The organism is Amycolatopsis sp. NPDC005961 (assembly GCF_040629235.1).
In the GTDB taxonomy this organism is placed as follows: domain Bacteria; phylum Actinomycetota; class Actinomycetes; order Mycobacteriales; family Pseudonocardiaceae; genus Amycolatopsis; species Amycolatopsis camponoti.
Map to the genome: position 1 here is coordinate 111,548 of NZ_JBEXVF010000017.1, position 26,616 is coordinate 138,163.

Annotated in this window: 24 protein-coding genes; 18 read left to right on the plus strand and 6 right to left on the minus strand. The window is 73.5% G+C overall.

The window, feature by feature from the left end:
• Positions 1-65: 65 nt before the first annotated feature.
• From ABZ342_RS18170 to ABZ342_RS18190, 5 genes are read left to right on the plus strand one after another with little or no spacing between them, the layout of a single operon-like run.
• Positions 66-827, plus strand: coding sequence for a DeoR/GlpR family DNA-binding transcription regulator (locus ABZ342_RS18170; protein ID WP_360474154.1), 762 nt, complete (start codon positions 66-68; stop codon positions 825-827).
• Complete coding sequence (gene pfkB / locus ABZ342_RS18175; RefSeq protein WP_360474156.1) at positions 824-1,768, plus strand: 1-phosphofructokinase; 945 nt, start codon at positions 824-826, stop codon at positions 1,766-1,768. The genes ABZ342_RS18170 and pfkB overlap by 4 nt, the downstream gene beginning before the upstream one ends.
• Positions 1,765-2,217 (plus strand): fructose PTS transporter subunit IIA, encoded by a 453-nt coding sequence (locus ABZ342_RS18180; RefSeq protein WP_360474158.1) that lies wholly within the window; start codon positions 1,765-1,767, stop codon positions 2,215-2,217. The genes pfkB and ABZ342_RS18180 overlap by 4 nt, the downstream gene beginning before the upstream one ends.
• Before the next feature lie 2 nt (positions 2,218-2,219).
• Positions 2,220-3,668: a fructose-specific PTS transporter subunit EIIC gene (locus ABZ342_RS18185; RefSeq protein ID WP_360474160.1), complete on the plus strand. Its 1,449-nt coding sequence runs from the start codon at positions 2,220-2,222 to the stop codon at positions 3,666-3,668.
• A gap of 11 nt (positions 3,669-3,679) precedes the next feature.
• Positions 3,680-3,958, plus strand: a complete 279-nt coding sequence (locus tag ABZ342_RS18190; RefSeq protein WP_360474241.1) for an HPr family phosphocarrier protein — start codon at positions 3,680-3,682, stop codon at positions 3,956-3,958.
• Positions 3,959-3,971: 13 nt separating this feature from the next.
• Here the strand turns inward: ABZ342_RS18190 and ABZ342_RS18195 are convergent, their stop codons facing one another.
• Positions 3,972-4,559 (minus strand): TetR/AcrR family transcriptional regulator, encoded by a 588-nt coding sequence (locus ABZ342_RS18195; RefSeq protein ID WP_155543811.1) that lies wholly within the window; start codon positions 4,557-4,559, stop codon positions 3,972-3,974.
• Positions 4,560-4,644: 85 nt separating this feature from the next.
• On the opposite strand from ABZ342_RS18195, the gene ABZ342_RS18200 reads away from it, so the two are divergent.
• The 6 genes from ABZ342_RS18200 (at position 4,645) to ABZ342_RS18225 (ending at position 10,831) form a co-directional block, all read left to right on the plus strand.
• Positions 4,645-5,940 carry a cytochrome P450 gene (locus ABZ342_RS18200; RefSeq protein WP_360474162.1) on the plus strand — a complete coding sequence of 432 codons (1,296 nt, stop codon included), beginning with the start codon at positions 4,645-4,647 and terminating at the stop codon, positions 5,938-5,940.
• Positions 5,937-6,827: an alpha/beta hydrolase gene (locus ABZ342_RS18205; protein WP_360474164.1), complete on the plus strand. Its 891-nt coding sequence runs from the start codon at positions 5,937-5,939 to the stop codon at positions 6,825-6,827. Before ABZ342_RS18200 ends, ABZ342_RS18205 begins: the two co-directional genes overlap by 4 nt.
• Entirely contained in the window at positions 6,811-7,656 is an 846-nt protein-coding gene (locus tag ABZ342_RS18210) for an SDR family oxidoreductase (RefSeq protein WP_360474166.1), read from the plus strand. Before ABZ342_RS18205 ends, ABZ342_RS18210 begins: the two co-directional genes overlap by 17 nt.
• Positions 7,653-9,128 carry an NAD(P)/FAD-dependent oxidoreductase gene (locus ABZ342_RS18215; protein WP_360474168.1) on the plus strand — a complete coding sequence of 492 codons (1,476 nt, stop codon included), beginning with the start codon at positions 7,653-7,655 and terminating at the stop codon, positions 9,126-9,128. Before ABZ342_RS18210 ends, ABZ342_RS18215 begins: the two co-directional genes overlap by 4 nt.
• A 30-nt stretch (positions 9,129-9,158) precedes the next feature.
• On the plus strand, positions 9,159-10,025 hold the full coding sequence (locus ABZ342_RS18220) for an NAD(+)/NADH kinase (protein ID WP_155543806.1): 867 nt from the start codon (positions 9,159-9,161) through the stop codon (positions 10,023-10,025).
• Between the two features lie 80 nt (positions 10,026-10,105).
• Positions 10,106-10,831 (plus strand): DUF998 domain-containing protein, encoded by a 726-nt coding sequence (locus tag ABZ342_RS18225; protein WP_360474170.1) that lies wholly within the window; start codon positions 10,106-10,108, stop codon positions 10,829-10,831.
• On the opposite strand, the gene ABZ342_RS18230 is transcribed toward ABZ342_RS18225, so the two are convergent.
• Positions 10,813-11,175, minus strand: a complete 363-nt coding sequence (locus ABZ342_RS18230) for a DNA polymerase ligase N-terminal domain-containing protein (RefSeq protein WP_230862563.1) — start codon at positions 11,173-11,175, stop codon at positions 10,813-10,815. The genes ABZ342_RS18225 and ABZ342_RS18230 overlap by 19 nt on opposite strands.
• 105 nt (positions 11,176-11,280) lie before the next feature.
• Between ABZ342_RS18230 and ABZ342_RS18235 the strand changes: the two genes are divergently transcribed.
• The 3 genes from ABZ342_RS18235 to ABZ342_RS18245 all read left to right on the plus strand — a co-directional run bounded on the left by ABZ342_RS18235 (position 11,281) and on the right by ABZ342_RS18245 (position 14,295).
• Complete coding sequence (locus ABZ342_RS18235) at positions 11,281-11,718, plus strand: Fur family transcriptional regulator (RefSeq protein ID WP_155543804.1); 438 nt, start codon at positions 11,281-11,283, stop codon at positions 11,716-11,718.
• Positions 11,715-13,226: a catalase gene (locus tag ABZ342_RS18240; RefSeq protein ID WP_360474173.1), complete on the plus strand. Its 1,512-nt coding sequence runs from the start codon at positions 11,715-11,717 to the stop codon at positions 13,224-13,226. The genes ABZ342_RS18235 and ABZ342_RS18240 overlap by 4 nt, the downstream gene beginning before the upstream one ends.
• An 85-nt stretch (positions 13,227-13,311) precedes the next feature.
• Entirely contained in the window at positions 13,312-14,295 is a 984-nt protein-coding gene (locus ABZ342_RS18245; protein WP_360474175.1) for a YdcF family protein, read from the plus strand.
• On the opposite strand, the gene ABZ342_RS18250 is transcribed toward ABZ342_RS18245, so the two are convergent.
• The 4 genes from ABZ342_RS18250 to ABZ342_RS18265 all read right to left on the minus strand — a co-directional run bounded on the left by ABZ342_RS18250 (position 14,292) and on the right by ABZ342_RS18265 (position 18,121).
• The gene (locus tag ABZ342_RS18250; RefSeq protein WP_360474177.1) at positions 14,292-14,699 is read right to left on the minus strand and encodes a RidA family protein; all 408 of its coding nucleotides are present in this window, start codon (positions 14,697-14,699) and stop codon (positions 14,292-14,294) included. The two genes, ABZ342_RS18245 and ABZ342_RS18250, sit on opposite strands and share 4 nt — an antisense overlap.
• A gap of 107 nt (positions 14,700-14,806) precedes the next feature.
• Positions 14,807-15,994: a glycosyltransferase gene (locus ABZ342_RS18255; RefSeq protein ID WP_360474179.1), complete on the minus strand. Its 1,188-nt coding sequence runs from the start codon at positions 15,992-15,994 to the stop codon at positions 14,807-14,809.
• 286 nt (positions 15,995-16,280) lie between these two features.
• On the minus strand, positions 16,281-17,111 hold the full coding sequence (locus tag ABZ342_RS18260) for an SDR family NAD(P)-dependent oxidoreductase (RefSeq protein ID WP_360474181.1): 831 nt from the start codon (positions 17,109-17,111) through the stop codon (positions 16,281-16,283).
• A complete protein-coding gene (locus ABZ342_RS18265) occupies positions 17,108-18,121 on the minus strand; it encodes an alpha/beta hydrolase family protein (protein ID WP_360474183.1) in 1,014 nt (337 codons plus the stop codon). The genes ABZ342_RS18260 and ABZ342_RS18265 overlap by 4 nt, the downstream gene beginning before the upstream one ends.
• A gap of 406 nt (positions 18,122-18,527) precedes the next feature.
• On the opposite strand from ABZ342_RS18265, the gene ABZ342_RS18270 reads away from it, so the two are divergent.
• From ABZ342_RS18270 to ABZ342_RS18285, 4 genes are read left to right on the plus strand one after another with little or no spacing between them, the layout of a single operon-like run.
• Entirely contained in the window at positions 18,528-19,142 is a 615-nt protein-coding gene (locus ABZ342_RS18270; RefSeq protein WP_360474185.1) for a hypothetical protein, read from the plus strand.
• Positions 19,143-19,169: 27 nt separating this feature from the next.
• Entirely contained in the window at positions 19,170-20,873 is a 1,704-nt protein-coding gene (locus ABZ342_RS18275) for a fatty acyl-AMP ligase (protein ID WP_360474187.1), read from the plus strand.
• Positions 20,870-25,159: a beta-ketoacyl synthase N-terminal-like domain-containing protein gene (locus tag ABZ342_RS18280; RefSeq protein ID WP_360474189.1), complete on the plus strand. Its 4,290-nt coding sequence runs from the start codon at positions 20,870-20,872 to the stop codon at positions 25,157-25,159. The genes ABZ342_RS18275 and ABZ342_RS18280 overlap by 4 nt, the downstream gene beginning before the upstream one ends.
• Positions 25,156-26,613, plus strand: coding sequence for an MFS transporter (locus ABZ342_RS18285; protein ID WP_360474191.1), 1,458 nt, complete (start codon positions 25,156-25,158; stop codon positions 26,611-26,613). Before ABZ342_RS18280 ends, ABZ342_RS18285 begins: the two co-directional genes overlap by 4 nt.
• Positions 26,614-26,616: the final 3 nt, after the last annotated feature.

A 26,616-nucleotide genomic window follows, 5' to 3' on the forward strand; every position in this document is an offset into this window, starting at 1 on the left:
ATTGACACTACGGTAACAATGGGCACAATCAAACGGCAACGGGCAAACATCGGAGAGGAACGGGCATGTACGCCGCCGAACGGCATCAGCTCCTGGCACAGCGCGCACGGCGCGACGGCCGGCTCGACGTCAACGACGTCGCCACCGAACTCGGTGTCGCCCCCGAGACCATCCGCCGGGACCTCGGCGTCCTCGAACGCCAGGGCGTCGTCCGCCGCGTCTACGGCGGCGCGGTCGCGGTCGACCGGCTCGACTTCGAACCCGAAGTCGCGCAACGGGACCAGACGAACGCCGCCGAGAAGGACGCGATCGCCCGGGCCGCGCTGGACTTGGTCCCCGAGCGCGGCTCGATCCTGCTCGACGCGGGCACCACGACCAGCAGGCTCGCGACGCTCCTGCCCGCCGATCGCGAGCTGACGGTGATCACCAACTCGATCCCGGTCGCGTCGATCCTGGCCACCCGCCCGGGCATCACGCTCCACATCCTCGGCGGCCGCGTCCGCGGGACGACGCTCGCCGCCGTCGAAGCCTGGACGCTGCACGCCCTCGACGGCCTGCTCGTGGACGTCGCGTTCCTCGGCGCCAACGGCTTTTCCGCCGAACACGGCTGCACCACACCGGACATGGCCGAGTCCGCGGTGAAGGCCGCGGTGGTCGCCGCCGCGCGCAAGCGGGTGCTGCTGGCCGACCACAGCAAGTACGGCACCGACCAGCTCAGCCGGTTCGCGCGGCTGGCCGAGATCGACGTCCTGGTCACCGACAGCGGCCTCGACGCGGGCGCCGTGGCCGAACTCGAAGAGGCGGGCCCGGAGGTGGTGCTGGCGTGATCGTCACCGTGACCCCGAACCCGAGCCTCGACCGCACCGCGCGGCTGGCCGACCTGCGCCGCGGCGAGGTCAACCGGGCCGAAGCCGTCCGGCTCGACCCCGGCGGCAAGGGCGTCAACGTCGCCCGCGCGCTGGCCGCCGCCGGGACGCCGACCGTCGCGCTCCTGCCCGCGGGCGGCCTGGTCGGCGAACGGCTGGCCGACCTGCTCGCCCCCGAAGGTGTCCCGGTCGTCGCCGTGCCGATCGCCGGGACGACCCGCAGCAACATCACGCTCGTCGAAGCCGACGGCACGACGACGAAGATCAACGAACCGGGCCCGGAGATCTCCCCCGCCGAGCTCGCCACCCTCGAACGCCGCGCCGTCGAACTGGCGGCGCGCGCGGAATGGCTGGTGTGCTGCGGAAGTCTCCCGGCCGGCGTGCCCGCCGACTTCTACGCGCGCCTGACGAAACTCGCCCACGACGCCGGCGCGAAGGTCGCCGTCGACTCCTCCGGCGCACCGTTCGCGGCCGCCTGCGAAGGCGGGCCGGACCTGCTCAAGCCGAACCTCGACGAGCTGATCGAGCTCGCCGGGCACCCGCTGCCGCTGCTCGGCGATGTCGTCGCCTTCTGCCGCAAGCTGATCTCGGGCGGCGTCGGCCGCGTGCTGGTCAGCCTCGGCGCCCGCGGCGCGGTGCTCGTCGAGGACACGGAAACCTGCCACGCGCTCGGCCCGCTGGTCGCCGTGCGCAGCACCGTCGGCGCCGGAGACGCCGCGCTCGCCGGGTTCCTCCACGCGGGAGGAACCGGCCCCACAGCCCTGCGGACCGCGGTCGCCTACGGCACCGCCGCGGTCACGCAGGAGGGCAGCCGCATGCCCACCCCCCACGACGTGCACCCCGATCAGGTGCGCGTGCTCGACGCCGACCCCACCCTCACCCTCAGCGGAGCCGCCGCATGACCACCCCAGACCTGATCACCGCCGACCTGGTCGACCTCGAACTCGACGCCGCCGACAAGCGATCCGTCGTCCGCTCGCTCGCCGAGCGGCTCGTCTCCGCCGGGCGGGTGACCGACCTCGACCTCTTCCTCAAGGACGTCGCCGCGCGCGAAGAGCAGATGGCCACCGGGCTCGAAGGCGGCATCGGCATCCCGCACTGCCGCTCGGCCGCGGTGACCGCGCCGACGCTGGCGTTCGGCCGCAGCCGCGCGGGCGTCGACTTCGGCGCGCCGGACGGCCCGGCGACGCTGATCTTCCTCATCGCCGCGCCCGAAGGCGGCGGCAGCGACCACCTCAAGGTCCTGGCCGCCCTCGCCCGCCGGCTCGTCCGGGCGGAGTTCAAGCAGTACCTCCTCGACGCCACCGACGCCGGGGCCGTCGCCGACTACATCCGCCAGGAGGTGTCCTGACCATGAAGTTCGTCGCCATCACCGCCTGTCCCACCGGGATCGCGCACACGTACATGGCCGCCGAGTCGCTGGAGCAGACCGCGAAGGCCAACGGCGACACGATCGTCGTCGAGACGCAGGGTTCGGCCGGGTCCGACCCGCTGTCCGCCGAAGACATCGCGAGCGCGGACGCCGTCATCTTCGCCGCGGACCTCGCCGTGCAGGGCCGGGAACGCTTCGCCGGCAAGCCGATCGTCGAGGCGCCGGTCAAGGCCGCGATCAACGACGCCGCCGGGTTGTTCGAACGCGCGAAGGCCGCGGCCCAGGAGCCCGTCGCCCCCGCTGCCGCCCCGGAGCTGACGTCGAAGGTCGGCGCCAACGACAAGCCCGGTACCAAGGTCCGCCAATGGCTGATGACCGGGGTCAGCTACCTGATCCCGTTCGTCGCCGCGGGCGGGCTGCTGATCGCGCTGAGCTTCGCCCTGGGCGGCTACAAGATCGTCGACGCGCCGAAGGTCACCGAGCACTTCGACGCGGGGTCGGTCGCCGGCTGGGCCGCGCTGATGTTCCAGATCGGCAGTGCCGCCTTCGACTTCCTGGTGCCGGTACTGGCCGGGTTCATCGCGTTCGCGATGGCCGACCGCCCGGCGATCGCCCCCGGCTTCGTGGGTGGCGCGATCGCCGTGACCGTGGGCGCCGGGTTCCTCGGCGGCCTCGTCGCGGGTCTCCTGGCCGGTGGCGTCGTGATGGCGTTGAAGAAGATCCAGGTGCCGAAGGCGGTGCGCGGCATCATGCCGGTGGTCGTCTACCCGCTGCTCGGGTCCATTGTGGTCGGTGTGCTGATGTACGTCGTGGTCGGCAAGCCGGTCGCGGCGGCGACCTCGGGCCTGACGAGCTGGCTCAACGGCCTCAGCGGAGCGAGCGCGCTGCTCCTGGGCGCCGTGCTCGGCCTGATGATGGCGTTCGACATGGGCGGGCCGGTCAACAAGGCGGCGTACGCGTTCGCGGTCGGCGGGCTGACCACCGGGGCGACGGCGTCGCTGCAGATCATGGCCGCGGTGATGGCGGCGGGCATGGTGCCGCCGCTGGCGCTGGCGCTCGCGTCCACGGTGCGGAAGAAGCTGTTCACGGAAGCCGAACGCGAGAACGGCCGCGCGGCCTGGCTGCTCGGCGCGTCGTTCATCACCGAAGGCGCGATCCCGTTCGCCGCGGCGGACCCGTTCCGCGTGATCCCGTCGATCATGCTGGGGTCAGCGGTCACCGGATCGCTGTCGATGGCGTTCGGCGCGACGCTGCGCGCCCCGCACGGCGGGATCTTCGTGCTCCCGCTGATCGGCAGCCCGCTGCTGTTCCTGGTGGCGCTGGTGGCCGGGACTTTGGTGGCCGCCGGGTCGGTGATCGCGCTGAAGCAGGTCCGGTTCCGCGCATCCGAACGTTCCGCCGCCGTGTCCGGCCAGACCGTCAACGCGTGAAGGAGTCCACTGTGTACCAACGCCGCACGCTCGTCGCCAGCACGGTCGGGTTGCACGCCCGCCCGGCCGGCCTGGTCGCTCGCGCGGCCGCCGGTCAGGCCGCGAAGGTTCGCATTGCGAAGATCACCGGCGGGGTGGCCGGAGACCCGGTCGACGCGGCCAGCGTCCTGGGGTTGATGACGCTGGGGGCGGGCCATGGAGACGAGGTCGAGCTGACCGCCGAGGGTGACTCGGCCCGGGAGTCCGTGGACGCCTTGGCGGAGCTGATCGCCCAGGACCTGGACGCGTGACGGCAGGCGGGGGTCAAGCGGGGCCGAGCAGTGCGAGCGACGCCCGCACCGCGACCTCCGTGACATCCCCCGCTCGCCCGCCGTCCTCGACGGTTGTCGCGATCAGCTCCCGCAGGCCGCCCAGGAGCATGATCGCCAGCTGGCGGGACGGCGGGCTGATCCCCGCCGCGCGCAACGACGGTGTGTCCGTCAGCCGCTGGGTCATCGCGATGAACCCCTCCATCGCGTCGCGCTGGAGGTCGCGGGCCGGGGCTCCCAGGGCCGGGACGTCGCGGATCCAGCTCAGCGTGATCGCCGGCTCGGACTCCGCGCACGCGATCCACGCCTCGATCGCCTGCCGCACCTGGAGTGCCCAGGGCGCGCCCGGGTCCACCGCGTCGGAGATCTGCTGGATCATCGAGCGGTTCGCCTCGGCCAGCAACGCGATCAGGCATTCTTCGCGGCTGGAGAAGTGTTCGTAGAACGTCCGGCGGGACGTCTTGGCGCGGCGGACCACTTCGGCGACCGTCGTGTCGCGGAAGCCGTTCTCGGTGATCGATGCGGCGAGCCCGTCGAGCAGGCGCTGCCGGAACCGGCGCGTGTCGACGTCCACGGAAGTCAAGATACAGCCCTCCTCTTGAAAGGCGATGGTACACCGGCGTACCGTACCGACGGTACGTCCGCGTACCACCTTTCCGGGAGGGTCGATGACGACCACGACAACCGCGGTGACGCTGCCGCCGGGGCCGACCGCGCCCCGGGCCGTCCAAGGCGCCTACGCGCTCACGCAACCGCTGCGCGGCATGCGGCGGCTCAAAGAGCGTTACGGGGACGCCTTCACGGTGAACGTCCCGATCTTCGGCAACGCCGTCGTGATCAGCGACCCGGCCGAGATCAAGCAGCTCTTCACCTCCGGGCCGGACCTCGTCGACAACCTCGAGGTCAACCTCGGCCGGGTCCTCGGCCCGCACTCGATGTTCGCGCTGGCCGGCGACGAGCACAAACGGCAGCGCAAGCTCCTCGTCCCGCCCTTCCACGGCCGCCGGCTCGCCGCGTACGAGAAGATCGTCGAGGAAGAAACCCTTCGCGAGCTGGAAAGCTGGCCGGACGGACAGGCGGTCGCCACCCTGCCGTCGATGATGCGGATCACGCTCAACGCCATCCTCCGCGCGGTGTTCGGCGCCGAGGGGGCCGAGTTCGCGGCGCTGCGCGAGCTGCTCCCGCCGTTCGTCACCCTCGGGTCCCGGCTGGCCGTCGCGCCGATCTCCAAGAAGGGCCGCTTCAACCCGTGGCGCCGCTTCGAACGGATGCGCCGCGAGTACGACGCCATCGTCGACCGGCTCATCGCCAAGGCCCGCGTCGAAGAAAAAGACGACGTCCTCTCGATGATGCTCCAGACCCGCTACGACGACGGGTCCAGCCTGAGCCGCGACGAGATCGCCGACCAGCTCCTCACCCTGCTCACCGCCGGCCACGAAACCACGGCGACCACGCTGGCCTGGGCCGTCGAGCGCCTCCGCCGCCACCCCGCGCTGCTCGAAGAGCTGAAGAACGACGACGGGAAGCTCCTCGACGCCACGATCCTCGAGGTCCAGCGCACCCGCCCGGTCATCGACCTGACCGCCCGGCAGGTCAAGCAGGACGGCTACCGGCTCGGCCGCTGGACGCTGCCGAAGGGGTACGCGGTGCTCGTCAGCATCGCCTTGATCCACGACGACGACGCGGTGTTCCCGCACGCGGCCACCTTCGACCCGCACCGCTTCGCCGGCGCGCGCCCGGACCTCTACCAGTGGATCCCCTTCGGCGGTGGCACCCGCCGCTGCCTCGGCGCCGCGTTCGCCACCATGGAGATGACCGTCGTGCTGCGGACCCTGCTGCGGGACTTCGACCTCGTGCCGACCGCCGAGCGCGGCGAGCGCTGGCACTCCCGGGGCGTGGCCTACGCCCCGGCCAAGGGCGGGCGCGCGATCGTGCGCCGCCGGAACACCGGAGGAGCTGCGTGACCGAAGAGATCGCCGACGCCGGCCGGGGCATTTCCCTGGCCTACGAACGGATCGGGGACCGCGGCGCCGAGCCGCTGGTGCTCGTCGCCGGGCTCGGCCAGCAGCTGCACAGCTGGCCGGACGCGTTCTGCGCGCGGCTCGCCGAGCGGGGCTTCGAGGTCGTCCGGTTCGACAACCGCGACGCCGGACGCTCCACGCACCCGCGCTTCCGGCCGTCGAGCCTGCCCGCGATGTTCGCCGGCCGCTTCCCGCCGGAGCAGTACGACCTGAAGGACATGGCCGCCGACACCGTGGGCCTGCTCGACGCGCTCGACGTCGAGACCGCGCACATCGCCGGTGTGTCCATGGGCGGCATGATTTCGCAGACGGTGGCGGCGCTGCACCCGGTGCGCGTCCGGACCCTGACGTCGATCATGTCGACGACCGGGTCCCGCCTGATCGGCCGCCCCGCGTTCTCGACGTTGCGGCTGATGGGCGCGAAGCCGCCGAAGTCCCGCGAAGAGGCCATCGAAAGCGCCGTGACGATGTTCCGGCACATCAGCTCGCACGGCTTCCCGTTCGACGAGGCCTGGGTGCGCGAGAAGGCCGGGGCGGGCTGGGACCGCGACCCGACGGCGGGCGGCGTGGGCCGTCAGCTGGGCGCGATCCTCAAGTCCGGCAACCGGACGGCGTGGCTGCGCAAGATCACCGCGCCCACGCTGGTGATCCACGGCGACCGCGACCGGATGGTCCACCCGACCGGCGGCGCCGCCACGGCCCGCGCGATTCCCGGCGCCCGTCTGGAAACCGTTCCCGGCATGGGGCACGATCTGCCCGAGGGCGCGTGGCCCACCCTGCTCGACCTCATCGACAAGCACGTGAGGAGCAGCGATGTCACGGCCCCGTAGCATCACCGGCCGCCCGGTGGTGATCACCGGCGCGGCGTCCGGCATCGGCCGGGCGCTGGCCACCCGGCTGTCCCGGCTCGGCTCGCCGGTCGCGATAGCCGACGTCGACGAAGACGGCCTGAAAGCCACCGCGTCGGCATTGCACGGCAAGGTGCTCACGCGCGTGCTCGACGTCCGCGACGCCGAAGACCAGCTCCGGTTCGCCGGCGAGGTCCGCGAGTGGCTCCCGGCGCCGCTGGCCGCAGTCTTCAACAACGCCGGTGTCGCGGTCACCTCGTCCGTGCTCGACGCGGTGCCCGAGGACGACGACTGGCTGCACGACATCAACTTCCGCGGGGTGGTGCACGGGACGCGGGCGTTCCTGCCGATCCTCGTCGAGCAGGGCGAAGGCGCGATCGTCCACACCTCCAGCGTGTTCGGCCTGCTCGGGATGCCCTACCAAAGCGCTTACTGCGCGGCGAAGTTCGCCGTCCGCGGCTTCACCGAGTCGCTGCGGCAGGAGCTGGCCGGGAGCGCCGTCCGCGCGATCACCGTGCACCCGGGCGGCATCACGACGAACATCGCGCGCAACGCCCGGGTCCGCCGCGACCCCACCGGGCTGGGCCGGAGCCGCGAAGAGATGGCCGCGCAGTTCGAAGCGATGACGATGACGTCGCCGGACAAGGCCGCGGCGATCATCCACGCCGGCGTCGACCGCGGCAAGGCCCGGATCCTCGTCGGCCCCGACGCCTACCTGTTCGACGCGCTCGCCCGCGTCACCCCCACCCACTACAACGCCGTGCTCACGCGCCTGATGAGGCGCCCGCGGCGGACGGAGGCCGTGCGATGACCGAGCACGTCGAAGTCCTGATCGTCGGGGCCGGCCTGTCCGGCGTCGGCGCGGCCCACCACCTGCGGACGGCTTTCCCGCGCAAGACGTACGCGATCCTCGAAGCCCGCGACGCCATCGGCGGCACGTGGGACCTGTTCCGCTACCCGGGCGTCCGGTCCGATTCGGACATGCAGACCCTCGGCTACCGGTTCCGGCCGTGGACCAGCGAGAAGGCCATCGCGGACGGCCCGTCGATCCTGCAGTACGTCCGCGACACCGCGGCCGACGCCGGGATCGACCGGCACATCCGGTTCGGGCACAAGGTGCTCCGCGCCGAATGGTCCACCGCGGACGCGCAGTGGACGGTCGAGGCGACGCACGACGGCGAGCCGGTGCGGTTCACCGCGAAGTTCCTCTACCTGTGCAGCGGCTACTACGACTACGCGGGCGGCCACACGCCGGAGTTCCCGGGCCTCGAGGACTTCGGCGGCACGGTCGTGCACCCGCAGCACTGGCCCGAGGACCTGGACTACGCCGGCAAGAAGGTCGTCGTGATCGGCAGCGGCGCGACGGCCGTGACGCTGGTGCCGGCCATGACCGACCGCGCCGAGCACGTGACGATGCTGCAGCGCTCCCCCACGTACATCCTGTCGCTGCCGTCGGAGGACGCGCTGGCCAACCGGCTGCGCGGGCTGCTCGGCCCGAAGCTGGCGTACCCGATCGCGCGCTGGAAGAACGTCGCGGTGAGCACCCTGATCTACCAGCTCAGCCGGCGCCGCCCCGGCGTCGTGAAGGCGATGATCCGCAAGGCCGCGATGAAGCAGCTGCCGCCCGGGTACGCCGTCGACACCCACTTCAAGCCGCGCTACCAGCCGTGGGACCAGCGGTTGTGCCTGGTCCCGGACGGCGACCTGTTCCGCTCGATCAAGCGCGGCGACGCCTCGATCGTCACCGACCGGATCGCCTCCTTCACCGAGACCGGCATCCGGCTCGAATCGGGCGACGAGCTGGACGCCGACGTCGTCGTCACCGCCACCGGGCTGCGGCTGCTGGCCTTCGGCGGCATCGACCTGGTCGTCGACGGCGACCCGGTCAAGCTGCCGGAGACCATGGCGTACAAGGGGATGATGCTCAGCGGCGTGCCGAACTTCATCTTCACGATCGGCTACACGAACGCGTCCTGGACGCTGAAGGCCGACCTGGTCGGCGAGTACTTCGTCCGGCTGCTGCGCCACCTCGAACGCGGCGGGTACGACCAGTGCGTGCCGGTCAACGACGACCCGGCGGTCACCGAGCGGCCGCTGCTCGACTTCGACGCGGGGTACGTGCTGCGGTCGATCGACGAGTTCCCGAAGGCCGGGTCGCGGGCGCCGTGGACGCTGGGCATGAGCTACGCGCACGACGTCGTCAAGCTGCGGCACGGCCGGATCGACGACGGCGCGCTCCGCTTCTCGCGACGGAAGGCGGGAGCGGGCAGACTGAGCGCATGACGCTCACTTCACCCGTCCGGAGCCGCTGACATGCACTCCGCGGGACTCGTGCTGCACCCTCGCCGCGACTCGGCGGCCGCCGTCGAAGCCGTGCTCGGCTGGGCCGGCAACCGGAACATCGAGATCCTCGGCATCGCCGACGAGATCGTCCGCCTGAACTGCGCGGCGATCGGGGTGACGCCCGAGGAACTCGGCCGGCGGTCCGACCTCGTGGTCAGCCTGGGCGGGGACGGCACGATGCTGCGGGCCATGCGGCTGGCCGACGGGCAGCGCGCGCCGGTGCTCGGCGTGAACCTCGGCAAGCTGGGCTTTCTGGCCGAGGTCGACGTGCCCGACCTGCCGGGCGCGCTTTCGGCCATCGACGACCACCAGTTCACGGTGGAGCCGCGGCTGGCCGTGGACGCCGTGCTGCAGGGACGCCGGATCACGGCGTTCAACGACATCGCGGTGGTGCGCGTGCCCGGCGACGGCAGCGCGGTGGTCGCGGTGCACGTCGGCGGCCAGCAGTTCGTCAGCTACTCGGCGGACGCGGTGGTCGTCGCCACGCCGACCGGCTCGACGGCGTACAGCTTCTCGGCCGGCGGCCCGATCACCAGCCCGTCGGTGGAGGCGCTGCTGGTCACGCCCGCGGCGCCGCACTCCGCGTACAGCCGGGGCATCGTGCTCTCGGTGCACGACGAGGTGACGCTGGAGCTGCTGCCGACCAGCGGCCGGCTCGCGGTGGAGGTCGACGGCCAGGTCGAGGGGTACGTCTCCCCCGGCGACCGCCTCGACCTGCACGCCCGCCCCAGCGCGGCGCGGGTGGTCCGGCTCGGGATGACGACGTTCTACCAGCGGGCGCGGCGCAAGCTGCGGCTCACGGACTCGGCGGAGATCCCCCAGGCCGGCGACCACTGACGGCCCCTCCCGGTGGCCCAGGTCACATCTCGGGCGCGTCCCGCGATGATCACGGAATGGTCACAGGTAGCGTCCCCGGCTTGCGCCTGAACCAGCCGAGCCGTCCGGGAGTGTCCCCTTACATGCTGTTGTCCTCGCCCGTCCGCCCTTCACTCCCCGCCCGGCTGCTCGTGCCGGGCGCGCTGGTCACGCTCGCCGCCGCGATGGCCCTGCTCGTCGTGCTGCACGTCGACCGGCGGCTCGCGCCGCTCGACCCGGTCAGCTCGATGCTCAGCGACTACGCGCTGAGCCCGGGCCGCTGGATGTGGGACGCCGCGCTGCTGCTGACCAGCACCGGCTCGGCGCTGCTGCTGGTCGCGCTCTACCGCCGCGGCCTGCTGGCCAACCCGGCGCTGGTGGCGGCGAAGGCACTGTGGTGCGTCAGCCTGCTCGCGGTCGCCGTCTTCGCCAAGGATCCGCAGGGCGGCGCCATCACGGCCACCGGCAAGATCCACCTGTACGCCTCGGCCGTGACGTGCCTCAGCCTGCCGATCGTCGGCTGGTCGCTGGGCCGCCGGCACCGCGACGACCCGCGCTGGCGCCGGTTCGCGACCTGGTCGCGGCGGCTCGCACTGGCGGCGATCCCCTTCTACCTGCCGTTCATCGTGCCGTTCGCGGTGAACGTCGTCCTCGGCGGCCACCTCCCGACGGTCGCGACCGGCCTGGTGGAGCGCCTGATGATGGTCCTGGAGATCGCGCTGCTCGCCGTGCTCGGCCACTGGGCCCACCGGGCGATGCGCGCCGGCGGTCAGCTCCGGGCGGCCTGAGCCGGCGGCTGCTCGCGGGTCCGGTGCAGCAGCCAGTCGCGGTCGGTGCGGATGAGCGCGTACCGGACCGACTCCGTCCGGCCGTGCAGCGTGAACAGGATCCGCTTCTCCGTGCGATCGTGCTCCTCCCACCAGCCGGTGTCGGCGACCTTCTTCGTGTCGTCTTCGTAGGCGAGGTGGTCCATCGCGTGGTCGGGCACCGCGACCGCGAGCCGGTTGCCGGTCGCGTCCGGCGGCAGGCCGCGCGGCACCGCCCACGACCGCAGCACGCCGTCCTCCTCCAGCCGGAGGTCGAAGTGGTGCCGCGGGCGCCAGTGCTCGTGCAGCACGAAGGCCGGTTTCACCCTTCCACCATGCCAGACGGCCGCGCATCTACCCGTTTTCCGGCCGTCCAAACCGTCCATCCGAGGACTTGACCCGATCCAGAAGAGCGCGCACGGTGGGGTGTCATGAGCGATGTGACCACGACGCTGCGGGCCGCCGGCCTGCGCGTCACCGCGCCCCGGCAGGCGGTGCTCACGTGGCTGGCCGCGCATCCTCATTCCACAGTGGACGAAATCGGCACCGGGGTCCGCTCGGTGCTGGGATCCGTGTCCACCCAGGCGGTCTACGACGTCCTGGGCGCGTGCGCGGCGGCCGGCCTGATCCGCCGGATCGAACTGCCGGGACACCCGGCCCGCTTCGAACGGCGGGCCGGGGACAACCACCACCACGTCGTGTGCCGTCGCTGCGGGCGGACGGAGGACGTCGACTGCGTGGTCGGCGCCGCCCCGTGCCTGACCCCGGACGACGCACACGGCTTCCTGGTCGACGAAGCGGAAGTGGTCTTCTGGGGCGTCTGCCCCGGCTGCCGTGCCACCACTTCCCGGAAAGAGGCAACACCGTGACCGACCCGACCACCACCGACGCGGGAATCCCCGTCGAGAGCGACGAACACTCCCTCACCGTCGGGCCCGACGGCCCGATCCTGCTGCACGACAACTACCTCATCGAGCAGATGGCGCAGTTCAACCGCGAACGCGTCCCCGAACGGCAGCCGCACGCCAAGGGCAGCGGCGCGTTCGGGCACTTCGAGGTTACCGGCGACGTCAGCGCGTACACCAAGGCGGCCGTGTTCCAGCCCGGCACGAAGACCGACCTGCTGATCCGGTTCTCCACCGTGGCCGGCGAGCGCGGCAGCCCCGACACCTGGCGCGACCCGCGCGGCTTCGCGGTGAAGTTCTACACCAGCGAAGGCAACTACGACATGGTCGGGAACAACACCCCGGTCTTCTTCATCCGGGATCCGTTGAAGTTCCAGCACTTCATCCGCTCGCAGAAGCGCCGCGCGGACAACAACCTGCGCGACCACGACATGCAGTGGGACTTCTGGACGCTGTCGCCGGAGTCCGCGCACCAGGTCACCTGGCTGATGGGCGACCGCGGCATCCCGCGCACGTGGCGGCACATGAACGGCTACAGCTCGCACACCTACATGTGGGTCAACGCGGGCGGTGAACGCTTCTGGGTGAAATACCACTTCAAGACCGACCAGGGCGTCGAGACCTTCACCCAGGACGAGGCCGACCAGATGGCGTCGGCCGACACCGACTACCACACGCGTGACCTCTACGAGGCGATCGAGCGCGGCGACCACCCGAGCTGGACGCTGAAGGTGCAGGTCATGCCGTTCGAGGACGCCAAGACCTACCGGTTCAACCCCTTCGACCTGACGAAGGTGTGGCCGCACGGCGACTACCCGCTGATCGACGTCGGCCGGATGACGCTCGACCGCAACCCGACCGACCACCACACCGAGATCGAGCAGGCGGCGTTCGAGCCGAGCAACCTGGTGCCGGGCATCGGTGCCAGCCCGGACAAGATGCTGCTCGGGCGGCTGTTCTCCTACCCGGACGCCCACCGCTACCGGATCGGCGCGAACTACAAGCAACTGCCCGTCAACGCCCCGGTCGCCCCCGTGCACAGCTACAGCAAGGACGGGGCGATGCGGTACACGAAGGTGTCCGACCCGGTGTACGCGCCGAACTCCAAGGGCGGCCCCCACGCCGACGTCGCCCGGTACGGGCAGCCGGCGGGCTGGCACACCGACGGCGACATGGTCCGCACGGCCTACACACTGCGCGAGGACGACGACGACTGGGGCCAGGCCGGGACGATGGTCCGCGAGGTGCTCGACGACGACCAGCGCGGCCGCCTCGTCGACAACATCGTCGGGCACCTGCTCAACGGCGTCTCCGAACCGGTGCTGCTGCGGGCCTTCGACTACTGGCGCAACGTCGACAAGGACCTCGGCGACCGGATCGAGTCGGGTGTCCGCGCCAAGCAGGACGAGAAGGACCCGAAGGCCGCGGACCAGGGCAACCCGGCGCGCTCGAGCATGCAGCGCAAGGCCTGACGACGCGGGAGCGGACGCGGACCCGGTGGACGCCCGCCGGGTCCGCGTGCTCTACCTTGGCCCCTTCGAGGGAAGGGGAGGCCGGGTGAGCGTCACCGATGCCGTGCTGCCCGGTGGCGCGACGGCGGCCCTGGTGGTGTTCGCGATCCGGCTGCTCCGCGAGCCGCGCCGGCTCGGCAACGCCGTCTGGCTCGGCGTGGCGTTGCTGCTGGCCGGGTTGTGGCTGCTGCGCGCGGCCCTGCACCTGGAGTGGCTGACCCCGATCCTGGCCGGTGTGGTGGCGATCGTGGCGCTGCTGCTGCCGGCGGCGCTGGTCGTGAACGGCGTCCGGATGGTGCGGCGCGAAGGCCGGAGTCTCGCGAACCTGCTCTCGTTCCTGCTCGGCGTCGGCATGCTGGTGCTCGAGGGACTGCTTTTCGTGCCGCTCGGCCGCTGGGGCTCGGCCCTGGTGGCGACGGCGACGGTGCTCGCGTGCTACTTCGGGTTCCTGTTCGCGTCCCTGCTCGGGTACTCGATCCTCTACGGCAGGCTGCGGCGCCGCACGGGCTTCGACGCGATCATCGTGCTCGGCTGCGGCCTGGACGGCGATCGCGTGACGCCGTTGCTGGCCGCCCGGCTCGACCGCGCGATCCGGCTGTACGAACGCGAACCGGCGCCCCCGCTGCTGGTGGTGTCCGGCGGCCGCGGGCCTGGCGAGACGACAACCGAAGCCGCGGCGATGGACGAATACCTGTCCTCGCGGGGAATCCCGCCCGAGCGGATCCGCCGCGAAGACCGCGCGACGACGACCGAGGAGAACCTGACGTTCTCGGCGGAGCTGCTGCCCGGCGGCGTGCGCCCGCCCCGGGTCCTGGCGGTGACCAGCAACTACCACGTGTTCCGGACGGCGGTGGAGTGCCGCCGCCTGGGCCTCCCGTTCGACGCGGCGGGAGCACCGACGGCCCGCTACTTCCTGCCGAGCGCCCTGCTGCGCGAGTTCGCGGCGCTGATCCTCCACTACCGGCGCACGACGATCGCGGCGTGCGCGCTGATCATCGGCACGGGACTTGCGCTGGCGATCTTCGCCTAGGCGGGCACGGCGGCGATCGCTTCGACCTCGACCGCGTAGCCCGGCCCGGCGAGCGCGGCCACGACCGCCAGGGTCTGCGCGGGAAAGTCTTGGTCCGGGAACCACTTCGCGAACGCCTCGGCCTGCGCCGCGCGGTACCCCGCGAGGTGCTCGGTGCCCGCGACCAGCGTCAGCAGCTTCACGAGGTGCTCCGGCCCGGCTCCCTCTGCGGTGAGGAGCGCCTCGACGTTGGCGAAGATCTGCCGCCCCTGCGCTTCGGCGCCGTCGGCGAGGGTGCCGTTCGGTGCCACGCCGAGCTGGCCGGCGAGGAAGACCAGCCGGTGCCCGGGCGGCACCTCGGCCAGGTGGCTGTACCGCCCCAGCGGCGGTGCGACGGTGTCGGGGTTCCAGCGGCGTGGCTTCACGGCTTCATGATCGCAGAACGGCTCCCGAGCCGGGCCGGTTTGCGTGCCCTGGCCGCGGAGGTGGCCGCGCTCCGGGCGCTGGTGAAGGCCGTCGAGCGGGCGGGCTCCTAGACCTCTCGCAGGACCGAGCAGGCGTGGGCGACGCCGTTCTCGTGGCGCAGCCGGGCTGCGACGTACTGCGCGCCCCGGCGGAAGAGCGGGTTGCCGGTCAGCTCCTGCAGTTTCGCCGGCAGGCCGGCCAGGTCGCCGAGCGGGCGGGGTCCCGCGCCGAGCCGGTACACGCGGTCGCCCCAGTAGGGCTGGTCGGCGAAGACCGGGCACACGAGCGCCGGGACGCCGGCCCGGAGCCCGGCCGCGGTCGTTCCGGCGCCGCCGTGGTGGACCACCGCGGCCGTGCGCGGGAACAGCCAGTCGTGCGGGACGTCGGTGACGGTCAGCAGATCGTCGTCGGCGAAGTCCGCGTCGGTGCCGAGCAGACCGCGCAGGCCGGCTTGGCGCAAGGCGGTGCGCGCGAGGGCGAAGGTCTCCTCGGTCGCGCGCATGCTGCCGAACCCGACGTACACCGGCGGCGGTCCCGCGGCGAGGAAGTCGCGCAGCCGCGGGTCCGGGCGCCAGCCGGGGTCGGCGTCGAGGAACCAGTAGCCGGTGACGTGGACCCGGGCCGGCCAGTCGGGTGGCCGCGGCACGACGGCATCGGAAAAGCCGCACAGGACCGGCGAATCGCGGCGTGGCCGTTTTCCGGAGAGGCCGAGGGTTTCGGCGCGCCAGCGGTCGAGCTCGGGACGCAGGAGGTGCCCGGCCAGCGCGTCCACGGCGGTGAAGCTGAGGTGGCGGCCCCACGGTCCCAGCTTCGCGGCCCACGGGAGGAGCGGATGCGGGAAGGCGCGCGTCGGGATGCCGGGCTGGTAGTGGAGTTCGACGTTCGGGACGGGGAGGTGGGTGCCCAGGAAGCCGAGGGTCGGCGCGAGCACGAGATCGGCGGTTTTCGTCCCGGCGTGGACGTCGGCGAGCAGGCGGTCGAGGACCGGCCGCAGGACTTCGCGGAGACCGGTGAGGAACGCGAGCGGGCGGCGTCCGGCGGTCCAGGCCCGGCCGGCGGCCGAGTCGAGCACTTCGCCGGGATCCGCCGACAGCGGGCCGAAGTCGAGGCCGTGCGCGGTGACGAGGGGTTCGAAGGCGGGGGCGGCGAGGACGCGGACCTGGTCACCATCGGCGGCGAGCCCCCGCCCGAGCGCGACGCAGGGCTGGACGTCCCCGCGCGACCCGGGCGCGATGATGACGACCCGGCGGCTCATCGCTTCGCCGCCGGGCGGTGGGGCTGTGGGCAGCCGAACCTCGTCGCCGGCGCCGATGGAATCCGGCCCGCGACCGCCCGCGCAAAACGCAGCCCGCCAACCCGATCCGCCGGAGCGAGCCGCCGCATCGCCGCCGCGCGGCGGGGCCACGGGCAGCCGGGCCTCGCCACCGCAGGGGGAATCGGCCGCTGGGGAATCCGGCACGCCACCGCCCGCGCAAACCGCGACCGGCCGAGCCGATCCGCCGGTGCGCGCTGCGACCGCCGGGCAAACCTTGCGACCGCCGTCATCGCTTCGCCGCCGTCAAGCGGTATCGCAGGCGGAACGGCAAGCTCGCCAGCACCGCCGCCAGCCGCGCGTCCGCACCGACCAGGTATCTCGGCGCCGGACGGCGGGTCGTCAACGCGCGCACCACCACCTCCGCGGCCCGCCGGGGCGCTACCCCCGTCCGTGCCGACCGCGACGCACTCCGCTCCGCCGCCGCCAGCTGCTCGCCGTACCTCTCGAGGCCCGCCGGCGGCAGCGTCGCGCGCACCTCCTCCGCCGCCTCTCGCGCTCGGGACCAGATCGCCGTCGCCACCGCGCCCGGCTCGACCAGGATCACCTCGATCCCCTCCGGGGCCAGCTCCGCGCGGAGGCTGTCCGTCAAGCCCACCAGCGCGAACTTCGACGTGTGGTACGGCCCGACCATCGGCCCCGCGATCCGGCCGCCGATCGAGCCGACCGTCACCACCCGCGCCACCGGGGCGATCCGCAGCGCCGGCAGCATCGCGCGGGTCACCGCGAGCTGGCCCGTCACGTTCACGTCCAGCTGCTCGCGGAACGCCGCCAGCGGCACGTACTCCAGCGGTCCCGGCCGGGCGAGGCCGGCGTTGTTCACCAGCCCCCGCACCGGGCCCGCCGCCGCGACCCGCGCGCCGCACTCGGCGATCGACTCCGCGTCCCGCAGGTCCATCCGCAGCACGCTCACCGCGTCGCCGTAGGCGCGGTCCAGCTCCTTCTCGTCCCCGTCCGTGCGAACGCTCGCCCACACGTGCGCGCCGCGGCGGACCAGCTCCGCCACGCACGCGCGGCCGATCCCACTCGACGCCCCCGTGACCACATAGGACGGTTTCACGACGCCACCACCGCCAGCATCCGCGGCCACGTCTTGTGCAGCTCTTCCTGCCAGTACGCCCACTGGTGGGTGCCCGGCCCGTAGAGGTCCGCCGTCACCGGGACGCCGAGCGCGCGCAGCCGGCCGGCCATCGCCGTGGTCTGGCTCCCGCACAGGAACTCCAGCAGCATCGCCCCGGGCAGCACGTCGACCGGGAGCTGCGCGTCGAGCGGACCCGGCAGGCCGTTGCCCGCCGACAGGAACAGCTCCGTGCCGCGCAGCCGATCGGCGTTCACGACCGGGTCGTGCGCCTCCCAGCGCGCCGATTCGCGACGGCGGTCGCCCCACAGCGCTTCGGGGTCGAGGTGCGCCGACGCGACGATCGCGTCGGTCAGCAGTTCGCCGGTCGGGCCGGCCGGGTTGAGGTTCCCGCTGTACGACGCGGCGTAGCGGAACACGCCCGGCCGGCGCGCGGCGAGCTCGATCGCGCCGTAGCCGCCCAGCGACAGCCCGGCCGCCGCGCGCCGGCCGTCCCCGCGGTAGCCGCGGTCGACCAGCTGCGGCAGCTCGACGGCGGTGAACGTCTCCCACTGGTTGAGCGCGAGGTCCTTGCCGTAGTTCCACCAATCGGTGAAGAACCCGGCCGGCCCCGCGCCCGGCATGACGACGAGGACGTCCGCGTCGTCGGCGAGGCTCCGGATGTCGGTGTTGGCGCTCCAGCCGCGGTAGTCCTGCAGCCGCGTCTCGCCCGCGAGCAGGTAGACGGCGGGCCACTTCCGGTCCGGCTCGGCCGCCCAGTCGCGCGGCAGGATCAGCCGCACCATCGCGTAGCCGCCGACGCCGGTCGAGCGCACGGTCAGGTCGACCACCCGCGCGTCTCCGTCCACAGTGGACACGGCGACGACGTGCGAGCCGTCGTCGGCGCGGGCGTCCGGCCCGCCCGTCGCGGCCCGGGCGGCCGTGCCGGGCAGCGTGCCCGCCACGGCGAGCAGCACCGCGGCGCACCGCAGCCACCTCGCGGATATGCGCATGCGTTTTCCTTTCCCGGGAAAGTGACGGCGATCACCCGAAAAATGTCTCGGGGTGTGCGGCCAAGCTAGCGGAGTGGGAAACGAAAACGCAATTGTCCGGTGCCGGACAATGTGAATGGGAGGCAAACGAACTCCCCCATCAGGGTGAGTCGATGACCACCGAGCGTGACCAAAGTCGGACGCCCGTGCCACACCGCTGGGGTTGACTCATGAGTAACCAGCCATTCCGCAGGTCACGCCGGGTACACGCGGTGCGTTTACGGAATCTTGAGGCCCTTCCGGTAACCGATTACCTGTCGTAGCCTTCCCCTGCCGCCCGGCCCGGCCGTCCACGGACGCCTCCTCGCCGAAGGGTCCCAGTGCGGGGACCGCGAACCCCTCGAGAACGCTCCCGAAAGGGAAGTCCATGGCTGCCAAAATTCGCTTTGTCCCCGTCCTCCTGATCGCCGCCGCCGCGGCGACGACCATTTCCGGATCCACCGCGAAACCGCCGCCGGCGGTTCCGTCCGCCGCGCTGCTGCCCGCCGAAGCGATCCCGGGCACCCCCGCCCGCACCGAGTTCGACGTGCCCGAAGCACCGTCCACGACGGACAAGGACGACGGCTGCACCGCCGTCGTCCGCGGCCGGCTGCTCCCCGGCGGCCGCGCGACCGCCCGCGGCTTCCAGACAACCGTCCCCGGTGGGCAGCTGTCCGAACTCCTCGCCCGCACCCGCACCGATCTCACCGCCTGGACCGCACAGGCGCGCCGCTGCGCCCAGGTCACCGTCGACGACGGGGACCTCCCGACCGTCTCGACGCTCACCCTCGCCACCCCACCCGCCGTGCCCGGCGCGGAAACCGTGTCCTACCGGCAAGTCCTGAGCCTGCCCGGCCAGACCACCGGGCTGAGCCTGCGCACCGTCGCCATCGCCGCCGACGACGTGCTGCTCGTGCTCCGCGACGCCGGAGCGACCGGCCTCGACCTCGACACCCTGGCCGTCGCCGCGTGGCAGCACGCGGGCCCGCGGCTGGGCCGCTGAAACCGCTGAACCGCAAGGAGAACCCCGATGTCCCTGCAGCACCTCGGCGGCGGCACCCTCACCGCCTGCCTGCGCCACTGGGCGGCGGCGACGCCCGACGAGCCCGCCGTGACCTTCCTCGACTTCGCCGCCGACCCCGCCGGGCGCCGGCGCGGCCTGACCTGGCGGCGGCTCGCCGAGCGCGTCGACGCCGTCGCGGCCGCGCTGCCGGTCCGGCCCGGCGACCGCGTGGCCGTGCTCTGCCCGCAGGGGACGGACTACGTCACCGGGTTCCTCGGCGCCATCGCCGCGGGCGCGATCGCCGTGCCGCTGTTCGACCCCGGCCTGCCCGGCCACGCGGGGCGCCTCGCCGCGGTGCTCGACGACTGCGCGCCCGCGGCCGTCGTCACGACCACCGCCGCCCACGCCGCGGTGGCGGACTTCCTCGACGGCGCCGTCCCGGTCATCGCCGCCGACCGCCCCGGTCCCACGCGCTCGTGGCCGGCTCCCGAGGCGTCGCCGGACGACGTCGCCTACCTGCAGTACACGTCCGGTTCGACCCGCAGCCCGGCCGGCGTGGTGCTCACGCACGCCGCCGTGCTCGCCAACGTCGCCCAGGTCGTGCGCGGCCTCGGCCTCGACCCGGAGACGGCCACCACGGTGTCCTGGCTCCCGCTGTTCCACGACATGGGGCTCGTCCTCGGCCTGATCACGCCCCTCGCCTTGGGCTTGCGGTCGGTGCTGATGGACCCCCTCGCCTTCATCGAGCGCCCGGTCCGCTGGCTCGAACTGCTCGGCGACCACCCGGGCGCGTGGAGCGCCGCGCCGAACTTCGCCTTCCACTACTGCGCGACGCGCGTGCGCGAGCCGGAACGCCTGCGCCTCGGCGCCGTCGCGGCGATCATCAACGGCGCCGAGCCGATCAACCCCGACGTCCTCGACCGCTTCCACACGACGTTCGCCGCCGCCGGGTACGCGCCCGAGAAGACGCGCCCCGCCTACGGCCTCGCCGAGGCGACCGTCTTCGTCACCACCGGCCCGGCCACGGCCCCGAAGGTCACGACGTTCGACCGCGACGCCCTCGCGACCGGGACCGCGCGACCGGGCGGAACCGGCATCCGGCTCGTCGCGTGCGGAGTCCCGGCCGGTCAGCAGGTCGCCCTTGTCGACCCGCACACCGCCGTAGCCCTCGCCGACGGAGGGGTCGGCGAAATCTGGGTCCACGGACCGAACGTCGGCGCCGGCTACTGGGAAAAGCCGTTGGAGAGCACCGAAACCTTCGGCGCCCGCCTCGCCGGCGACCACCCGGGGCTGCCCGAGGGCCCGTGGCTGCGCACCGGCGACCTCGGCGTCCGCCACGAGGGCGAGCTGTACATCGCGGGCCGGATCAAGGACCTCATCATCGTCGACGGCCGCAACCACTACCCCCAGGACGTCGAGGCGACGGCCGCGTCGGCCGACCCCGCCATCCGCCCGGGCAGCGTCGCCGCCTTCGCCGTCACCGGTGCCGACACCGAATCCGTCGTCGTGGTCGCGGAACACCGCACCCACGACATCCTGACCGAGGACGCGGAACGCGCCCTCGGCGTCGCGGTCCGGCGGCTGGTCTCCGACGCGCACGGGCTGTCCCTGCGGGACGTGCTGCTCGTCCCGGCCGGCCGGGTGCCGCGCACCTCCAGCGGCAAGATCGCGCGCGCCGCCTGCCGCGACCGCTACCTGGCCGGCGACTACGGAAAGGCCTTGGCGCGATGAGAAACCCCGACCTGCGCCAACGGCTCCTGGAGCTGCTCGCCGAACACACCGGCACCGACGTCGAGCCGGACCGCCCGCTCGCCGACTACGGCCTGTCCTCCCGCCAGGCCGTCGGCCTCGCCGCCGACCTCGAAGACCTGGTCGGCACGCGGCTGCCCGCGACGCTGCTGTGGGAAAGCCCGACCGTCGACCACCTCGTCCGCAGCCTCACCTCGGGCGACGAGCCGGAGGCCCCGCCCGCCGACCGGCGCCGGACCGACCCGATCGCCGTCATCGGACTCGGCTGCCGCTGGCCCGGCGCCGACGGCGTCGAGGAGTTCTGGGACCTGCTGCGCACCGGGCGGGACGCCGTCCGGACGGCGCCGCCGGGCCGCTGGGACGCCGAGGCCGCGCCGGTCACCGGCGGCTTCCTCGACGACGTCGCCGGGTTCGACGCCGAGCACTTCGGCATCACCCCGCGCGAAGCCGCGACCATGGACCCCCAGCAGCGGATGCTCCTCGAAGTCGCCTGGGCGGCCCTCGAGCACGCCGGAATCGCCCCGGCGTCGCTGCGCGGCAGCCGCACCGGCGTCTTCACCGGGATCTCGACCCACGACTACGGCCACCTGACCCTCGCCGGTGCCGCCCCGGACCTGTGGACGGCGACCGGCGCGGCGGGCAGCATCGCCGCCAACCGGCTGTCCTACGTCTACGACCTGCGCGGCCCGAGCATGGCGGTGGACACGGCCTGCTCGTCGTCGCTGGTCGCGGTGCACCACGCCGTGCGCGCCCTGCGCGACGGTGAAGCCGGCCTGGCGCTGGCCGCCGGGGTTAACCTCATGCTGGTGCCGGGGCCGACGGCCGCGTTCGCCGCCGCGGGGCTGCTCGCCGGCGACGGCCGGTGCAAGACGTTCTCGGCCGGCGCGGACGGCATCGCGCGCGCCGAGGGCTGCGGCGTCGTCGTGCTCAAGCGGCTGGCCGACGCCGAGGTCGACGGCGACCGCGTGCTCGCCGTCATCCGCTCGTCGGCGGTCAACTCGGACGGCCGCTCCAACGGGCTGGCCGCCCCGAACCCCGTGGCCCAGCAAGCGATGCTGCGCGACGCCTACCGCGGCGCCGGGCTCGATCCGTCCACCGTGGACTACGTGGAGGCGCACGGGACCGGCACCCTGCTCGGCGACCCGATCGAGGCCGGCGCGCTCGGCGCGGTCCTGGGTGCGGGCCGCTCCCCCGGCGCCCCGCTGCTGGTCGGGTCGGTCAAGACGAACATCGCGCACGCGGAGGCGGCCGCCGGGATCGCCGGGCTGATCAAGGTCGTGCTCGGGCTGAGCCGCGGCGAACTGCCGCCGCAGCTGCACTTCACCGCGCCGAACCCGCACATCGCGTTCGACGACCTGCGGCTGAAGGTGGTCACCGAACCGACGCCGTGGCCGTCGTACTCCGGGCGCGCCACCGCCGGGGTCTCGGCGTTCGGGTTCGGCGGGACCAACGCCCACGTCGTCCTCGAAAAGGCCGCGCCGATCGGTACTCCTTCGCCGGGTGCCGGCGTCCGGATCGGCCTGCTGTCCGCGCGCAGCCGCGACCGGCTCGCCGAACGCGCGACGCAGCTGGCGGACTGGCTGGACTCGGCGCCGGGACGGTCCCTCGCCGACGTCACGCACACGTTGTTCCGGCGCGACAACGACGAGCGGCACCGGGCGGCGTTCGTCGCCGGGGACACCGCCGAGCTCGCCACCCTGCTGCGGGCCGTCGACGCCGATCCCCGGCCCGCGGGTGCGGCGACGGGAACCGCGGTGCCCGATGAGGGTCCGGTGTTCGTGTTCTCGGGGCACGGTTCGCAGTGGACCGGGATGGGCCGCGGGCTGCTGGCTTCGTCAGCGGTGTTCGCGGCGCAGGTGGACAAGCTCGGCGACCCGTTCACCGAGCACAGTGGACGGTCGTTGCGAACGTTGCTCGGCTCGGATCGTCTGACGCTGCCCGAGACCCAGCTGGCGATTTTCGGGACGCAGGTCGCGCTGGCCGCGCGGTGGGAGGCGCTCGGCGTCCGGCCCGCCGCCGTAGTCGGGCATTCGCTGGGCTCGGCGGCCGCGGCCGTGGTGAGCGGGGTGCTGACCGCCGACGAGGCCGTCCACCTGGTCGCCACCCGCGCGCGGCTGCTGGGCACGCTCGGTGCGGGCGGCGCGATGGCCGCCGTCCCGCTGTCGCCGTCGGAACTGCCGAGCGGGGTGGAGCTGGCCGTCGACGCCGCGCCGGGGCAGCTGACGGTGGCCGGGGAGATGTCCACTTTGGACTCGCTGGTCGCGTCGCTCACGGCTTCGGGGCGAACCGCGCGCCGGCTGCCGGTGTCCGTCGCCGGGCATTCGTCGTCGGTGGACCCGATCCTGGGTGCGTTGCGGGACGCGCTGGCCGAGCTGGGCGGGCGGCGGCCGCTGGTGCCGTGGTACGACACGGTGCTGACGGACCCGCGCTCGCTGCCGGACTTCGACGCGGACTACTGGGCGGCGCACGTCCGCCGCCCGGTCCGCTTCCGCCAGGCGGTGACGGCGGCGGCCGCGGACGGGCACCGCGTGTTCGTCGAGTTGTCGCCGCACCCGATCCTGCGCGGTTCCCTGGCGCGCACGCTCGAAGCGGTGGGGATCAAGGACGCGGTGGTGACGGGCACACTGCGCCGGGGACAGGACGAGATCCGCGCGTTCGGCGCGGCCGCGGCGGAGCTGTACTGCGCGGGAACGCGGATCACGGTGAGCGCTCCGGACGACGGCGCGCGGCTGGCGGACGTGCCACCGATGCCGTGGCGGCACGAACGGCATTGGTACACGGATGTGTCGGCGACAGCTCGGGTGACGAACCCGGCCGCCGGGAGGGCGGAACGACAGCCCGGCCATGGCGGCACCTCGCTCGCCGCCACTCAGGCGGCCGCTGCGGACCCGCTCGCCACTCAGGCCGAGCTGCTGCTCGGCCGTGGAGGCGCAGCGGCCGAACACCCCAACCGGCCGCTCGCCGCCACCAGCGGCCGAGTCGGCGCCGCACCCCTCACCGCCCGCGACCGGCTCACCGAGATCGTCGCCGCGGTCATGGGGCTCGCCCCCGCCCGCCTCGATGCCGATACCCCGCTCGTCGACCTCGGGCTCGACTCCCTCATGGCCAACCGGATCCGCGAAGCCGTCCGGCGGGAACTCGGCGCCGAACCCGATACCGCCGCCGTCCTGCGGGGCGCCACCCTCGCCGACCTCAACCGGGACCTCGCTCCCCGCGACGGCGAACTCCCCCGGCCCGCCCGCGGCCGCGCCTGGGACGCCGCCGACCGCCTCGTCCTGCGGCTCTGGCGCCGGCACACCGGCGAGGACCCGGGCCCGCGCGTCCACCTCGACGAGCGTCTCGCCCAGCTCCTCGCCACCGACCTCTCCACCGAACTCGACACCCCGATCGACGCGGCCGACCTGCTCCGGCACGACTCCCTCGCCGCCATCGCCGACGTCGCCCGCGCCGTCCTCGACACGCGCGAAGCCCGCGGCCCGGTGCACGTCCTCACCCCCGGCGACCCGGGCACCGCGCCCCTGCTGCTGTTCCACCCCGGCGGCAGCACGTGCACCGTCTACCGGCCGCTGCTCGACCGCCTGCCCGCCGCCGTGCCGTGCCTCGGCTTCGAACGCGTGCCCGGCACGAGCATCGAGGACCGCGTCGAACGGCTGCTGCCGCTGGTCCGCGCGCGGCTGCCGCGCGGGCCCTACCGGCTCGCCGGGTGGTCGTTCGGCGGCGCGCTGGCCTACGGCGTCGCGACCCGGCTCGCCGACGAAGGCGAAGACGTCGAGCTCGTCGCCCTCGTCGACACCATGCTGCCGCTGCCGGAACCCGGCCTCGACCCGCGGGCGTCGTCGGCGCGGCGGTTCCTGCGGTTCACCGGCTACGTCGAAGGCACGTACGGCCGCCCGGTCCGGCTCGGGCACGACGAGCTCGCGCCGCTGCCCGAGGAGGAGCAGATCGAGCTCACCATGCGCCGGGTCGCCGAGGCCGGGCTGCTCGGCCCCGGTGTCCTGCGGCACCAACGCCAGTCCTTTTTGGACACTCTCGCGGCCGAACGCGGGGTCCCGCGCCGCTACGACGGCCGCGTGGTGCTCTACCGGGCGACCGAGCCGTACGCCGCCGGGCTGGCCATGGAGCCGCGCTACTCCCGCTCCGACCTCGCCGCGGGCTGGGCGGACCTGTGCCCGCGGCTGGAGATCGTGCCGGTGCCCGCGCACCACCTCTCGGTGGTCGACCCGCCGCACGTCGACGTCGTCGCGCGGCACCTCGCGAGCTTGCTGTGAGGCGGTCGCTGCTGGCCGTCCTCGGCGCGGGGCTGTTCCTGGTGGCCGTGGACGCGACCGTGCTGCACGTCGCGCTCCCCGACCTCGTCCGGGACCTGCGCCCGGGCGCGGCGGCGCAGGTGTGGATCGTGGCGATCTACCCGCTCACGGCGGCGCCGCTGCTGCTGCCGTTCGGCACGCTCGGCGACCGCTTCGGACGACGGCGCGTGCTGGTCACCGGCTACGCGGTGTTCGGCGTGGCCTCGCTCAGCTGCGCGTTCGCCCCGGATGTCCCGGCGCTGCTCGCCGCCCGGGCGGCGCTCGGCTGCGGTGGCGCGATGATCATGCCGGTGACGATGTCGCTGCTGCGGGAGCTGTTCCCCGACCAGCGGCGGCGGCGCACGGCGATCGCGGTGTGCAGCGGCGTCGCCGGGACGGGCTCGGTGTTCGGGCCGGTGCTCGGCGGCGTACTCGTCGAGGCGTGGGGCTGGCGGGCGACGTTCCTGGTGAACCCGCCGGTGATCCTCGTGGCGGTGGTCGCGGCGCTGCGCTGGCTGCCGCGGTCGCCGCCCGGGCGGCGGCCGTGGGACGCGCTCAGCGCCGTCCTCGCGGCGGGCGGCGTGCTCGGGATCGCGTTCGCCGCCGGGCCGTCGGGCGGCGGCGTTCTCGCCGGCGTGGCCGGGTGCGTCCTGTTGGGACTGTTCGTGCTGCGCCAGCGTTCCGCTGCGGCACCGTTGCTGGATCTGGCGCTGTTCCGCCGCCCGGGCGTGCCGGGCGCGGTGGGCGGGGTGCTGCTGGTGATGAGCACGCTGGTGGGACTCGGGGTGCTGCTGGCGCAGTACCTCCAGGTGGCGCTGGGGCTGTCCCCGACGGCCGCGGCGGCGCGGCTGCTGCTGGTGCTCGGCGCGTCGGCGGTGGGCAGCGTGACGGCGCCGGCGCTGCTCGGCCGGTTCGGCAACGCACGGGTTCGCACCGCGGGGTTCGCGGTGGCGGGGTCGTCGCTGGCGGTGCCGGCGGCGGGCGGGTTGACGTCGTGGTGGCTGGGTGCGGCGCTGGTCGGGTCGGGGTTCGGGATGGCGCTGGCGCTGACGTCGAGCACGGACACGCTGCTGTCGGCGGCTCCGCCCGGCCACGCCGGCGGCGCGGCGGCGGTGGAGAAGACGGGGTACGAGCTGGGCGCGGGCCTGGGCACGACGGCGTTCGGTTCGCTGGCGGCAACGGTGTACGCGGCGCGGCTGGTGGTGCCGCCGGGAGTGCCGGCTCAGGCGGCCCGGCTGGCGACGGCGGGTCCGGTCCAGGCGGAGGCGGCGGCGCGGGAGTTCGCGGCGGAGGGGTTGTCGGCGGCCGCGCGGGCGGCGTGCACCGCGGGGGTGCAGGTGGCGACGGGTGTGGCTTGCGGACTCTTCGCGGTTGCCGCGGCGGTTTCGGCACTCAGCCGGGCCGGAAGTCGAGGTGTCCACACGGCGTCTGTATAGGTC

Coding starts and splice junctions, on each gene's coding strand:
- ABZ342_RS18170 (WP_360474154.1), top strand. CDS start 66: ATGTACGCCGCCGAACGGCATCAGCTCCTGGCACAGCGCGCACGGCGC.
- ABZ342_RS18180 (WP_360474158.1), top strand. CDS start 1,765: ATGACCACCCCAGACCTGATCACCGCCGACCTGGTCGACCTCGAACTC.
- ABZ342_RS18185 (WP_360474160.1), top strand. CDS start 2,220: ATGAAGTTCGTCGCCATCACCGCCTGTCCCACCGGGATCGCGCACACG.
- ABZ342_RS18200 (WP_360474162.1), top strand. CDS start 4,645: ATGACGACCACGACAACCGCGGTGACGCTGCCGCCGGGGCCGACCGCG.
- ABZ342_RS18210 (WP_360474166.1), top strand. CDS start 6,811: ATGTCACGGCCCCGTAGCATCACCGGCCGCCCGGTGGTGATCACCGGC.
- ABZ342_RS18215 (WP_360474168.1), top strand. CDS start 7,653: ATGACCGAGCACGTCGAAGTCCTGATCGTCGGGGCCGGCCTGTCCGGC.
- ABZ342_RS18220 (WP_155543806.1), top strand. CDS start 9,159: ATGCACTCCGCGGGACTCGTGCTGCACCCTCGCCGCGACTCGGCGGCC.
- ABZ342_RS18235 (WP_155543804.1), top strand. CDS start 11,281: ATGAGCGATGTGACCACGACGCTGCGGGCCGCCGGCCTGCGCGTCACC.
- ABZ342_RS18255 (WP_360474179.1), bottom strand. CDS start 15,994: ATGAGCCGCCGGGTCGTCATCATCGCGCCCGGGTCGCGCGGGGACGTC.
- ABZ342_RS18265 (WP_360474183.1), bottom strand. CDS start 18,121: ATGCGCATATCCGCGAGGTGGCTGCGGTGCGCCGCGGTGCTGCTCGCC.
- ABZ342_RS18270 (WP_360474185.1), top strand. CDS start 18,528: ATGGCTGCCAAAATTCGCTTTGTCCCCGTCCTCCTGATCGCCGCCGCC.
- ABZ342_RS18275 (WP_360474187.1), top strand. CDS start 19,170: ATGTCCCTGCAGCACCTCGGCGGCGGCACCCTCACCGCCTGCCTGCGC.
- ABZ342_RS18280 (WP_360474189.1), top strand. CDS start 20,870: ATGAGAAACCCCGACCTGCGCCAACGGCTCCTGGAGCTGCTCGCCGAA.